The 12,576-nt window shown below is 75.4% G+C and carries 10 protein-coding genes and 1 riboswitch; of the genes, 3 read left to right on the forward strand and 7 right to left on the reverse strand.

What is annotated here, in order from left to right; genetic code table 11:
* On the reverse strand, window positions 1-967 hold a 967-nt coding region (locus tag RIF68_RS11480; protein WP_309051081.1), incomplete at its 3' end, for a penicillin acylase family protein.
* Between the two features lie 91 nt (window positions 968-1,058).
* Between RIF68_RS11480 and RIF68_RS11485 the strand changes: the two genes are divergently transcribed.
* Window positions 1,059-1,778 (forward strand): siderophore-interacting protein, encoded by a 720-nt coding sequence (locus RIF68_RS11485; RefSeq protein ID WP_309051090.1) that lies wholly within the window; start codon window positions 1,059-1,061, stop codon window positions 1,776-1,778.
* A gap of 289 nt (window positions 1,779-2,067) precedes the next feature.
* Window positions 2,068-3,105 carry an SCO1860 family LAETG-anchored protein gene (locus tag RIF68_RS11490; RefSeq protein WP_309051082.1) on the forward strand — a complete coding sequence of 346 codons (1,038 nt, stop codon included), beginning with the start codon at window positions 2,068-2,070 and terminating at the stop codon, window positions 3,103-3,105.
* A 161-nt stretch (window positions 3,106-3,266) separates the two neighbouring features.
* On the opposite strand, the gene cobC is transcribed toward RIF68_RS11490, so the two are convergent.
* Window positions 3,267-4,808 carry an Rv2231c family pyridoxal phosphate-dependent protein CobC gene (cobC, locus tag RIF68_RS11495; RefSeq protein ID WP_309051083.1) on the reverse strand — a complete coding sequence of 514 codons (1,542 nt, stop codon included), beginning with the start codon at window positions 4,806-4,808 and terminating at the stop codon, window positions 3,267-3,269.
* A gap of 30 nt (window positions 4,809-4,838) precedes the next feature.
* On the opposite strand from cobC, the gene RIF68_RS11500 reads away from it, so the two are divergent.
* Entirely contained in the window at window positions 4,839-5,567 is a 729-nt protein-coding gene (locus RIF68_RS11500) for a ZIP family metal transporter (RefSeq protein WP_309051084.1), read from the forward strand.
* Between the two features lie 2 nt (window positions 5,568-5,569).
* On the opposite strand, the gene RIF68_RS11505 is transcribed toward RIF68_RS11500, so the two are convergent.
* From RIF68_RS11505 to RIF68_RS11525, 5 genes are all read right to left on the reverse strand, one after another.
* Window positions 5,570-6,958 (reverse strand): cobyrinate a,c-diamide synthase, encoded by a 1,389-nt coding sequence (locus RIF68_RS11505; protein ID WP_309051085.1) that lies wholly within the window; start codon window positions 6,956-6,958, stop codon window positions 5,570-5,572.
* On the reverse strand, window positions 6,952-7,560 hold the full coding sequence (cobO, locus tag RIF68_RS11510) for a cob(I)yrinic acid a,c-diamide adenosyltransferase (protein ID WP_309051086.1): 609 nt from the start codon (window positions 7,558-7,560) through the stop codon (window positions 6,952-6,954). The genes RIF68_RS11505 and cobO overlap by 7 nt, the downstream gene beginning before the upstream one ends.
* Complete coding sequence (locus RIF68_RS11515) at window positions 7,560-9,668, reverse strand: putative cobaltochelatase (RefSeq protein ID WP_309051087.1); 2,109 nt, start codon at window positions 9,666-9,668, stop codon at window positions 7,560-7,562. The genes cobO and RIF68_RS11515 overlap by 1 nt, the downstream gene beginning before the upstream one ends.
* 151 nt (window positions 9,669-9,819) lie before the next feature.
* On the reverse strand, window positions 9,820-11,328 hold the full coding sequence (locus RIF68_RS11520; protein WP_309051088.1) for a cobyric acid synthase: 1,509 nt from the start codon (window positions 11,326-11,328) through the stop codon (window positions 9,820-9,822).
* On the reverse strand, window positions 11,325-12,314 hold the full coding sequence (locus RIF68_RS11525; protein WP_309051089.1) for a cobalamin biosynthesis protein: 990 nt from the start codon (window positions 12,312-12,314) through the stop codon (window positions 11,325-11,327). The genes RIF68_RS11520 and RIF68_RS11525 overlap by 4 nt, the downstream gene beginning before the upstream one ends.
* A 54-nt stretch (window positions 12,315-12,368) precedes the next feature.
* Window positions 12,369-12,445: riboswitch (cobalamin riboswitch) on the reverse strand.
* Window positions 12,446-12,576 lie beyond the last annotated feature (131 nt).

The following is a 12,576-nucleotide window of genomic DNA, read 5'->3' on the forward strand; positions in this document are numbered from 1 at the left end:
ACCGGTCGCTTCCGGTCCCGGAGCCACTGGTGCCCGCCTCCGGGCCGTCCTCCGCGCCGATGATCACCGGGCCGCGGTCCGTCTCGATCACCTCGACGGTGACCGGCTCGCCGTCCAGGACCGTCACTGTCTCGCGGTGGGTCGCGGCCGGGCGCCAGCCGTCCGGGCCGAGGGCCTCCACGCTCCCGTCGGGGAGCCGCCGGAGCCGCTCGCGGTACAGATCCTGGTAGTCGGCCATGGCGTTGGTGATGGCCCAGGCGACCGGTCCCGCGTGGCCGAAGTGGGCCAGGCCGGGGACGCCGGGCACGGCGAGGCCCACGACGTCGTACGCGGGGCAGGCGAGCCGGATCTGCTGGTAGACGCCCGGCGCCTCGATGAACCGGTGGGGGTCTCCGGCGACCAGCGGGGCGCCGCTCGCGGTCCGCTCGCCGGCCACCACCCAGCCGTTGGAGCCGGCCGTGCCGGGGCCGTCGGCCGCGAAGAGTTCGGTCCACTCCTCGCCGAGCCGGCGGGCGACCTGTTCCCGCCACAGCTTGGTGGGGAAACCGGCGAAGAGGATGTGGGTGGAGAGCCAGACGGCGAGCGGGGTCCAGGGCTCCCACCGGCCGGGGGTGAGTCCCGTGGCGGCGAACTCGGGCGCCCGCCGCGCGCCCCCGGCGAGGCCGTCGTTGACCCCGTCCACGTACGCGCGGACCCAGGCCGCCGCCGGGGCGTCGGACTCCTCGAGCCGCGCGAAGCAGCGGCGGGCGGTGTCCGCGAGCCGGGCGCGCCGGACGAAGGTGTCCCAGCCGAGTTCGGCGGCGCCGAGGAAGGCGGCCGTGGTGCCCTGGGCGCGGTGCCGCTCGACCTCCAGCTGCCAGGCCCGGTCGTGGGCGGTGACCCGTCCCTGGGCGAAGGCGAGTTCCTCGGCGCCGGCGGCACGCAGATGAGGGACGCCCCAGGCGTCCCGGTAGACCTCGATGCTCACGCCAGACCCCGATCCCGTCCTTCAGCAGCCATGATTCATTAGGTTAGGCTGTCCTAAATTAATCTACAGGAGTTCAGGGGTGGGGTTCACGGTGGGTCATGGCTGGCAGGGGGCCGTCCTCAAGCTGATGCGCGGCAAGGACTTCACGTTCACCGTGACGGGGGCCGAGCAGGTCACCGAGGGCTACCGCCGGGTGCACTGCGCAGACGGCGGTCTCCTCGCCGCCGCCGGGGTCCACCCCACGATGTGGGTGCGCCTCTGGTTCGACGACGGGGGCAAACCCCATCAGCGGGCCTACACCCTCGTCGACCCGGACCCCGGGGCGGGCACCTTCAGTCTGGAGTTCGCGCTCCACGAGGGCGTGGCCGCCCGCTGGGCGCGCACCTGCGTTCCCGGCGACACCATCGACGCCACTCTCCAGGGCACCGGCTTCGAACTCCCCGAGCCGCCGCCCTCCCGCCTGCTCCTCGTCGGTGACCCCGCCTCGCTGCCCGCCGTCAACTCCCTCCTCGACGCGCTGCCGGACGTGCCCGCGACGATCTGGTTCGAGACCCGGCACGCCTCCGACGCGGAGCTGCCGTTCCGTACCGACCCCGGGCGCCACGACCTGCGGACGGTGCCGCACGACGGCACCGGCGCCGGGCTTTCGGCGCGGGTGAAGGCCGAGCTGCCCGCCCTGGCCGGCCCCGGCACGTACCTCTGGATCGCCTGCGACACCGCCACCACGCGCACCCTCGCCTCGTACGCGCGCAAGGAGCTGGCCTTCCCCAAGGAACGCCTCCACGCCCTCGGGTACTCACGCGCGAGCTGACCGGGCGTCCGGTTGACGAACCGTTACCCAAGCTCCTCCCGGTTCGTTCTCATTCCTCGCGTCCGCACCCCCCGTGCGAAACGGAAGGGACGAGCGAGAACGGTTGTGCCGAGAAAAATCGAAAATGATCGCGGAAACCCCCCTTTGGAGTGAACTCACGTCAGGCGACCACCGGTTCACTCTCCGTGCGTAAAGATTCCGGTGTCTCAAGTCGCCGACGCCGCGCCGACCCACCGTCCCCGTGGCGAGCGGCCGGCGACGCCATGTCTTCCGTGGGGGTTCCACCACCTTGAACAGCAACACCTTCCGCACGCCCGCACGCCGCGCCGCGGCCGCCGCGACCGTCGCCGCCCTAGCCGCCGGTCCCGCCCTCCTCGCGGCCCCCGCGGCGCACGCCACGGGCGGCGAAGGACGCGCCACCGCCGTCGTGCTCCGCACCGGCCTCGACGTCTCCCTGCTCGGCCGGACCGTGCACGTCCCCGTGCGCGCCACCCTCAACGAGGTCAGGGCGCCGCGCAGCGCCGACGAGACCGCGCTGAGCGTGCGGGTCCAGGGTGCCGAGGGCGACAAGCCGATCGACATCCTCCGGGCCGACGTCGCCACCTCGACCGCCACCGTGGACGAGCGCGGGGCCGAGGGGTACGTGAACCTCGCCAAGGCCCGCGTCCACGTCCCCGGTCTCCCCCTGCTCTCCGTCATCGAGGTCGAGAAGGTCACCTCCAAGGCCCTCTGCGAGACCGGGAAGAAGCCGGTCGCCACCTCCGACGTGCTGGGCCACGTCACGGTCCTCGGCAAGCGGACGACCCTCTCCGCCGGCGGCCGCACCCAGGTGGACGTGCCGGCCGTCGGTACCGTCACCCTCGACCTCTCCCGTACGTCGGTGACCTCCCGTACCGCCGCCGCGACCGCGCTCGAACTGAAGGTCAAGGTCAACCCGCTCGCCCTGGGCGTGGCCGAGGTCGACGGCACCGTGACGCTCGCCGAGGCGACCTGCGAGACCCCGAAGGGGGCGACACCGACCGAGAAGCCGACCGAGAAGCCTACGGAGAAGCCGACCGAGAAGCCGACCGAGCGGCCCACGGAGAAGCCCACGGAGAAGCCGACCGAGCGGCCCTCGGAGCAGCCCGCACCCGCCCCGAGCGACGGCGGGAACGGAGGTGACGGCGGCAAGGAGCCCCAGACCGGCGGCACCGCCCCCACCGGCAACCTCGCCGAGACCGGGGGCAGCTCCACCACCCCGTACCTCGCGGGCGGAGCGCTCGTCCTCCTGCTCGCCGGCGGCGGCGCCCTCGCCCTCACCCGCGCGCGCTCACGCTCCCGCGCCTGACGGCCCGAGGGGGCGTAGCCGGCGGCTCCGGGGAGTCCTGACGGCCTTGCCGGGCTCGCGGCCCGACCGGCAGGACACGGCTCGGGGGAACGGGGCCGGGGCGGACGGTGTGACGACACCGCCCGCCCCGGCCTCCCGCCGTACGCCCCGGAAACCGGCGATCAGCCGCAGATGAGCAGCGCCTGGTCCAGCGCCTGCAGGAACCGGTTGGTCGTCACCCGGTCCCGCACCGCGAGCCGCAGCCAGTTCCGGTCCAGGCCGGGGAAGGTGTCGCCCCGGCGGACCGCGAAGCCCAGCGCCCGCAGCCGCTCCCGTACCGCGTCCGCCCCGTCGATCCGGATCAGCACGAACGGCCCTTCGGCCCCCGGCACCGTCCGCACCTCGTCGAACTCCGCGAGCCCGGCCAGCAGATGGGCCCGCTCCACCCCGATCCGGTGCGCCGCGAGCTCCGCCTCCGCGAGCGCCGGCCGCGACACGCACGCCTCGGCCGCCACCAGCGCCGGCGTCGACACCGGCCACAGCGGCTGGGTCCGCTCCAGGGCGAGCACCGTCTCCGGCTCCGCCAGCACGTAGCCGATCCGCAGCCCGGCGAGGCCCCAGGTCTTGGTGAGGCTGCGCAGCACCACCAGACCCGGCACGTCCGTCCGCCCGGCCAGCGACTCCCGCTCGCCCGGCACCGCGTCCATGAACGCCTCGTCCACGACCAGCGTCCGCCCCGGCCGGGCCAGCGCGGCGATCGCGGCGGCGGGATGCAGCACCGAGGTCGGATTGGTCGGGTTGCCGATCACCACCAGGTCCGCGTCCTTGGGCACCGCCGCCGGATCCAGCCGGAAACCGTCCTCCTCGCGCAGCAGCACCCGCTCGACCTCGTGTCCGGCGTCGCGCAGTGCCGCCTCGGGCTCGGTGAACTGCGGATGCACCACGACCGGCCGCCGGGCCGGCAGCGCCCGCGCGATCAGCACGAACGCCTCCGCCGCGCCCGCCGTGAGCAGGACGCGGCCCGGCGGCAGATCGTGCCGCTCGGCGACCGCCGCCCGCGCCGACCGTCCGTCGGGGTAGGCCGCGAGCCCGAACAGCGAATGGGCGATGCGCTCCCGCAGCCAGTCCGGAGGCGTGTCCGTCCGGACGTTCACCGCGAGATCGATCAGCTTCTCGTCCCGTACCTCGGCGTCACCGTGGTGCCGCAGGTCGTGGGCGTCGGATTGCGTATGCGTGTCCATGGCCGCCGTCGTGTGGGGGGTGGGGATGGTGGGGGGTGAGCCAGGCTCGCCAGCGATGTACCCGTGCGTCAAGGGCAACAACCGTACGCCCGGCGCGCCTTGCTCGGGACGAACCGGTACGAATGCCGCAACCGCGCAGGTCACGCGACGGGTTTTACGCTTCGGGACGAGCAGCACCGCCCCCTCACCCGCCGCCCGCAGCGCCGCCGCCTCCGCCACGGACGCCGTCCCCACCGCCACCAGCGGCGCCCGTGAGGGATGCGGTACGGGCACGGCGGCCAGCTCCCCGGCCGCGAAACCCCGCACCGGCACACCCAGCGAGGCCGCCGCCGCCACGACCCCCGGCTCCGCCGCCCGCGAGTCCAGCGTGGCGAGCGCGCGCACGGCCCCGGCCGTCACCCCCGCCTCCCGCAGGCACTCCGCCACCAGGGCGAGCACCTCCGCCGCCGACACGCCCGACCGGGCGCCCACGCCGACGTGCACGGACGCGCCCCCGTCCGATAGCAAGGGGCCATGGCTGTCGTCGTCGCGCTCGGCGCGTTCCTCATGACCCTCTTCGGCGGGTGGGTCGCGCAGCGCGTCACCGACCGGCGCCACCTCGTCCTCGGCCTCGCCGGCGGACTCATGCTCGGCGTCGTCGGACTCGACCTGCTGCCCGAGGCGCTGGAGGCCGCCGGGGACGAGGTGTTCGGCGTCCCTGAGGCCCTGCTGCTGTTCGCCGGCGGCTTCCTCCTCGCCCACGCGGTGGAGCGCCTGCTCGCCGTCCGCCGCGCCGGCCACGGGGCCACGGCGGGGGAACGGGTCCCCCAGGTCGGGATGACCGCCGCCGCGGCGATGGTCGCCCACAGCCTCATGGACGGCATCGCCCTCGGCGCCGCCTTCCAGGTGGGCGGCGGCATGGGCGCCACCGTCGCCCTCGCCGTCATCACCCACGACTTCGCCGACGGCTTCAACACCTACACGATCACCAGCCTCTACGGGAACGCCCGCCGCAAGGCCCTCGCGATGCTCGCCGCCGACGCCGTCGCCCCGCTCCTCGGTGCCGCGTCCACCCTGCTGTTCACCCTTCCGGAGGAACTTCTCGGGGGATATCTCGGATTCTTCGGCGGCGCCCTGCTCTACCTCGCCGCCGCCGAGATCCTCCCCGAGGCGCACCACGACCACCCCGCCCGCTCCACCCTGCTCTGCACGGTCGCGGGCGTGGCCTTCATCTGGCTCGTGGTGGGCCTCTCCGGACACTGAACTCACCCGCAGCGCTCCACGAACCGCGCGGCGACCCCCGGCGCCCCCGCCCAGTGCGTGTGCACGTAACTGGCGTGCACCCCGCCCTGGACGAAGCCCTCGACCCGCCGCTCCGGCTGCCGCAGCCCCCAGGCGGGCGAGGCGCCGGCGCCCGGTTCGATCACCGTCCGGTGGAACTCGTGGCCCCGCATCCGGGTCCCCGCGGCGGCCAGCACGCTGTCGCTCACGGCCACCGCGTCCCGGTAACCGAGCGTCAGCCGCTCCGACATCCGCGCGTCGGCGTCCAGCACGCCGCACATGGGCCGCCCGTCCAGCGAACGCGCCAGATAGAGCAGGCCGGCGCATTCGGCGGCGACCGGCGCGCCCGAGGCCGCGAGGTCCGCCACGGCCTTCCGCAGCGGCTCGTTGGCGGACAGCTCGGCCCCGTACACCTCCGGGAAACCGCCTCCGACGACGAGCCCGGAGGTCCCCTCCGGCAGCGCCTCGTCCCGCAGCGGGTCGAAGGTCACCACCTCGGCGCCGGCGGCCCGCAGCAGCTCGGCGTGCTCGGCGTACGAGAACGTGAACGCCGCCCCGCCGGCCACCGCCACCAGGGGAGCCCGCCGCCCGGCACGGCCGGCCCCAGCGGAAGCGGACGCGCCGGCCGTCACGGCGGCGCCGGCACCGGCCAACGCCGGATCCCACGCCTCCGTACGCAGCTCCGGCGCGCTGCGGGCCAGCGCCAGCAGGGCCTCCAGATCGCAGCCGGCCCGGACCTGTTCGGCCTGCGCGGCCACCGCTTCCACCGCCTGCGCCTGCCGCTCCGCGACCGGCACGAGGCCCAGGTGCCGCGAGGGCGTCGCCACACCGGGCGCCCGCCGCAGGACACCGAGCACCGGCACCCCCGACTCGCCGAGCGCCTCCCGCAGCAGGTGCTCGTGCCGGTCCGTGGCCACCTTGTTGAGGATCACGCCGCCGATCCGGACCTCCGGATCCCAGGACGCGAAACCGTGCACCAGCGCCGCCACCGACCGCGACTGCGAGGAGGCGTCCACGACCAGCACCACCGGCGCCTTGAGCAGCTTGGCCACCTGCGCGGTGGACGCCAGCTCGCCCTGGTCGGCGGCCCCGTCGTACAGACCCATGACCCCCTCGACCACCGCCAGGTCGCAGCCGCGCGAGCCGTGCGCGAACAGCGGGGCGACCAGCCCGGTCCCGCACATGTACGCGTCGAGGTTCCGGCCCGGCCGGCCGGTCGCGAGCGCGTGGTAGCCCGGGTCGATGTAGTCCGGGCCGACCTTGTGCGGGGAGACGGCCAGACCACGGCCGGCGAACGCGGCCATCAGGCCGGTCGCCACCGTGGTCTTGCCCGCGCCCGAGGAGGGCGCGGCGATGACGAGACGTGCTACCACTCGATGCCCCGCTGGCCCTTCTGACCCGCGTCCATCGGGTGCTTCACCTTCGACATGTCGGTCACCAGGTCCGCGAAGTCCACCAGCTCCTGGGGGGCGTTGCGGCCGGTGATGACCACGTGCTGCTGCCCCGGACGGTTCCTCAGCACCTCCACCACCTCGGCGGTGTCGATCCAGCCCCAGTGCAACAGGTACGCGAACTCGTCCAGGACGTAGAACTTGTACCGCTCCTCGGCGAGGTCCCGCTTGACCTGCTCCCAGCCCTCGCGCGCCTTCTCCTCGTGCGACTGCTCGCCCTCGGCGACCTCGCGCTGGATCCAGGACCAGCCCTCGCCCATCTTGTTCCAGACGACCGTGCCGCCCTTGCCGGTCTCGCCGAGCGCCTTCAGCGCGTTCTCCTCGCCGACCCGCCACTTGGCGGACTTGACGAACTGGAACACCCCGATCGGCCAGCCCTGGTTCCAGGCGCGCAGCGCCATGCCGAAGGCGGCGGTCGACTTCCCCTTCCCGACGCCCGTGTGCACCATCACCAGCGCCCGGTTGCGCCGCTGGCGGGTGGTCAGTCCGTCGTCCGGAACGACGGTCGGCTGTCCCTTGGGCACTACGCGGCCCTCCTCATCGAGTCCTTCGGGCTGTTGCCCTGTCCCTGTACGTCCCTGACGAGCCCGGCGATCGCGTCGGCGCGCAGCTCGTCCAGCGTCACCGCGGTCCCGCCCAGATCACGGGCGAGGTTCCCGGCGAGCCCGAGCCGGACCGGCCCCGTCTCGCAGTCCACGACCACCGCGGCCGTGCCGTCGGCGGCGTGCAGCCGCGCGGCACGGGCCGCGAGCGCCACCGGGTCGGCGCCGCCGCCGGTCGCCCGGCCGTCGGTCACCACCACGAGCAGCGGGCGCCGCGAGGGGTCCCGCAGCCGCTCCACGCGCAGCACGTCGTGCGCCTTCAGCAGCCCCGCCGACAGCGGGGTGCGTCCGCCCGTCGGCAGCTTCTCCAGGCGGGCGGCGGCGGCGTCCACCGAGGAGGTCGGCGGCAGCGCGACCTCGGCGTCCCGGCCCCGGAAGGTGACGAGGCCGACCTTGTCGCGCCGCTGGTAGGCGTCGAGCAGCAGCGACAGGACCGCGCCCTTCACGGCACTCATCCGCTGCCGCGCCGCCATCGACCCGGAGGCGTCCACCACGAACAGGACCAGATTGCCCTCCCGGCCCTCCCGGACCGCCTGCCGCAGGTCGTCGCGCCGCAGCACGAGCCCCGGGCCGCTGCGCCCGCGCGCCCGCTGGTGCGGGGCGGCGGCCCGTACGGTCGCGGCGAGGTGCAGCTTGGTCAGCGCGCCCCGGGGCCGGGTGTCCCCGGTGGTACGGCCCTGCTCGGTACGGGCGCGGGAGCGCCGCCCCGCCGCGCCCTCGCCGAGGCCGGGCACGCTCAGCGCCTTCGTGCGGAAGGGCTCGCCGGCCGAGACGGCGGCGCGCTCACCGGCGCCGGGGCCGCCGCCCCGCGGAGCCTGCGCCGGGGCCTCCCCGGGCGCCGGCGATTCCTCGGGCGCGGGGGTCTCGTCGGGCGTGGAGGACTCGCCGGACGCGGGCCCCTCGCTCTGCGGCGGAATCCCGCCCCCGCCGCCCCCCGGCCCTCCGCCGTCACCGGGACCGCCGTCACCGGGACCGCCGTCACCCGGGCCGTCGGGCTCCGGGTCCCCGTCCGGCTCCTCGCCCCTGAACCGCTCCAGCGTCTCGTCGAGCTTGTCCTCGTCCAGGCCGGGCGCGTCGAAGGGGTTGCGCCGGCGGCGGTGGGGGAGCGCCAGCAGGGCCGCCTGCCGCACGTCCTCGGAGGTGACCTCCGTCCGGCCCGCCCATGCGGCCAGCGCGGTCGCGGTGCGGGCCATGACGATGTCGGCCCGCATGCCGTCCACCTCGAAGGCGGCACAGGTCGCGGCGATCTGCAGCAGGGCCGCGTCACCGAGCGCCACCTTCGGCAGCAGCTCCCGGGCGGCGGCGATCCGCTCCCGCAGCGCGGTCTCCTCGTCCGCCCAGCGCGCGGCGAACCCGGCCGGGTCGTCCTCGAACGCCAGCCGCCGCCGGACGACCTCCACCCGCTGCTGCGGGTCCCGCGAGGCGGCCACCTCCACGGTCAGCCCGAACCGGTCGAGCAGCTGCGGCCGCAGCTCGCCCTCCTCGGGGTTCATGGTGCCCACGAGCAGGAAGCGGGCCGCGTGCCGCACGGAGACGCCCTCGCGCTCGACGTGGGAGGCGCCCATGGCGGCGGCGTCGAGGAGGACGTCGACCAGGTGGTCGTGGAGCAGGTTGACCTCGTCCACGTAGAGGATGCCCCGGTGGGCGTCGGCGAGCAGGCCCGGCTCGAAGGCCTTCACGCCGTCCGCGAGGGCCCGTTCGATGTCCAGGGCACCGACGAGCCGGTCCTCGGAGGCGCCCACGGGCAGCTCGACCATGCGCGCCGGGCGGGCGCCCGGGATGCCCCCGGTGTGGGGCCCGTCCGGGCAGTCCGGGTCCGGCGAGGCCGGATCGCAGCTGAACCGGCACCCGGCGACGACGGCCACCTCGGGCAGGAGTTCGGCGAGCGCCCGGACGGCGGTCGACTTCGCGGTGCCCTTCTCGCCCCGGACGAGAACACCGCCCACGGACGGGCTGACGGCGTTCAGCAGCAGCGCCAGCCGCAGGTCGTCCATGCCGACGACGGCGGTGAACGGAAAGCGGGTGCTCATCGGGTGGTCACTCCTTCGGAAGGCTTGTGCTCGGCTCGGGCGTGCCCGGCCCGGGTGGGCGCCGGGAGGACGGGCCCGCTCCCGGCGGTGGGAACGGCCCGCGGGGGCAGGCGGCGGACACGTGGTCCGCGCGCGTGCGGGGACGGCCCCCTCACGGCGCCCCCGGCGGCACGAACGGCAGCCCCTTCGGGGCCCCCTCCTCGATGAGCCGCAGCAGCGCGTCCGTGTCGGCGTGCTCCTCGATCAGGTCACCGAGCCGGTCGAGCTGCTCCTCGCGCAGCGCCCCGAAGGAGGTGTCCGGGGCCGGGACGAAGGCCCGCCCGGCCGCCGCGGCGACCTCCCGCAGGAAGGCGCGGCGGAAGCCGTCGCTCTCCAGGGAGCCGTGCCAGTGGGTGCCCCACACGGCGCCGACCCGGCAGCCGTCCAGGAACGGCTCCCCGCCCCGTACGTCGGCGACGCCGTGGTGGATCTCGTACCCCTCGACGCGCTCCCCGAGGGCTTCGCCCACCGGCCGGGCGAGGGTCTTCTCGCGGGCGAAGCGGACCCGCACGGGCAGCAGCCCCAGGCCCTCGACGGCGCCCGCCTTCGACTCGACCTCGTCCTCGATGTGTTCGCCGAGGGCCTGGAAGCCGCCGCAGACGCCGAGCACCGGCCGGCCCTCGGCCGCCCGCCGCGCGAGGGCCGCCGCGAGGCCCCGCTCGCGCAGCCAGGCCAGCGCCCTGACCGTGCCCCGGGTGCCGGGCACGACCACCAGGTCCGCGTCGGCCAGCTCCTCGGGCCGGTCCACGAACCGCACGATCACCCCCGGCTCGGCCGCCAGCGCGTCCACGTCCGTGAAGTTGGACATGAGGGGTACGGCGCAGACGGCGACGCGCAGCACGTCCGTGCCGACCGGCGGGGCCACCACCGACTCGCGGACCGCGCCCCGCAGGGAGACGCGCAGGCCGTCCTCCTCGTCGATGCCGAGGCCGTGCGCGTACGGCAGGACGCCGAACGTCCGGCGGCCCGTCAGGCCGTACAGCATGTCCAGGCCCGGCTCCAGGAGGGTCACGTCCCCCCGGAACTTGTTCACGAGGTATCCGGCGACGAGCTCCTGGTCCTCGGGCGCGAGCAGCGCCGTCGTACCGAAGAACTGGGCGAAGACACCGCCCCGGTCGATGTCGCCGACCACGACGACGGGCAGGCGCGCGGCCCGCGCGATGCCCATGTTCACGATGTCGGTGCGGCGCAGGTTGATCTCGGCGGGGCTGCCCGCCCCCTCGCAGATCACGGCGTCGTGCGTGGCCCGCAGCTCCTCCAGGCAGGCGACGACCGGCTCGAACAGCTCCTTCTGCCGGTTGCCGTGGTAGCCCCGGGCGCTCATCTCGCCCACCGGCCGGCCCATGAGCACGACCTGGCTGGTCCGGTCGCCGCCCGGCTTGAGCAGCACCGGGTTCATCAGCGCGGTCGGCTCGACGCGGGCGGCCTGCGCCTGCATGGCCTGGGCCCGCCCGATCTCGGCGCCCTCGCGGGTCACGAAGGAGTTGAGGGACATGTTCTGTCCCTTGAACGGCGCGACCTTGACGCCCTGCCGGACCAGCCAGCGGCAGATGCCGGCCGTGACGACGCTCTTGCCCGCGTCGGAGGTCGTCCCGGCGACGAGCAGCCCCCCACCCCTCACTTCGTCCTCCGCTTCAGCGTGTCCGTGATCAGCCGGCCGCCCGCGCAGGCAGCCAGGGTCAGCCAGGTCACCCGGCGCGAGAGCCGGACCGCCCGGTCGATGTCGGCGACCTCCACGGGCCGCCCCTCCCCGTTGAGGACGGGCCGGTGCTCGACCCGCCCGCCGTACGAGAGCGTCCCCCCGAGCCGTACGCCCAGAGCGCCCGCGAAGGCGGCCTCGACCGGGCCCGCGTTGGGGCTGGGGTGCTTGCCCGCGTCGGCCCGCCAGGCCCGTACGGCGCCGCGCGGATCGCCCCCGGCGACGGTGGCGAGCGCGGCCGTCAGGCGGGCGCCCGGCCAGCCGGCCAGGTCGTCCAGGCGGGCCGAGGCCCAGCCGTAGCGGCGGTGGCGCGGGGACTTGTGGCCGACCATCGCGTCCAGGGTGTTGACGGCCCGGAAGCCGAGCAGCCCCGGCACACCGGCGACGGCGCCCCACACGAGGGCGCCGACGACGGCGTCGGAGGTGTTCTCGGCGACGGACTCGACGACCGCGCGGGCCATCGCGGGACCGTCCAGGGACTGCGGGTCGCGCCCGCACAGGTGCGGCAGCCGCTCCCGGGCGGTCTCCAGGTCCCCGGCGGCGAGCGCCCCGCCGATGGCACGGGCCTCCCGGCCCAGGGTCGTGCCGCCGACGACGGCCCACACGGAGGCCGCGGTCAGGGCGGTGGAGGCGGCGCGGCTGCGCCGTACGGAGCGGGCGGCGGCGGCGCCGAGCGCCACGGCGGAACCGGCGCAGACGGCGGTGTGCAGCGCGCCCCAGCCGCGGTGGTCGCGGTGCAGACGCCGCTCCACGGCGGCGGCGGCCCGGCCGAAGGCGGCGACGGGGTGACCGCGCCGGGGGTCTCCGAGGAGCAGATCGGCGGCGAGGCCGGCGGCCGCTCCGTACGCGAAGACACCGGCGGCCCCGGAAGGGCCGGCTTCGGACAGGCTGCGGGTGCGGCCGGGCATGGCGCTGTGTCCTCACTCAGGGTCCGCGCCCTGGCTCGACGTGACCGGCGGGGGGAGTTCCTGGCTCCCGGACCCCTGGGGGCCCGGTCACAGTGGCGGGACCGCGCCGGAATCGCACCGGACTTCCTCTTCCTTGCCGCCGTAATGGCCTCGGCAGTCCACCACGCCCCGAGAACGCCCGTCAACTCACCCTTGACCTGCGACGGGTCACTGTGCGAAGCACCACAGACACGACGGCCGGGCGGCCCGCACCCGAGGTGCG

Origin of the sequence: Streptomyces sp., assembly GCF_031178505.1 — a bacterium.
Classification (GTDB): Bacteria; Actinomycetota; Actinomycetes; order Streptomycetales; family Streptomycetaceae; genus Streptomyces; species Streptomyces gulbargensis.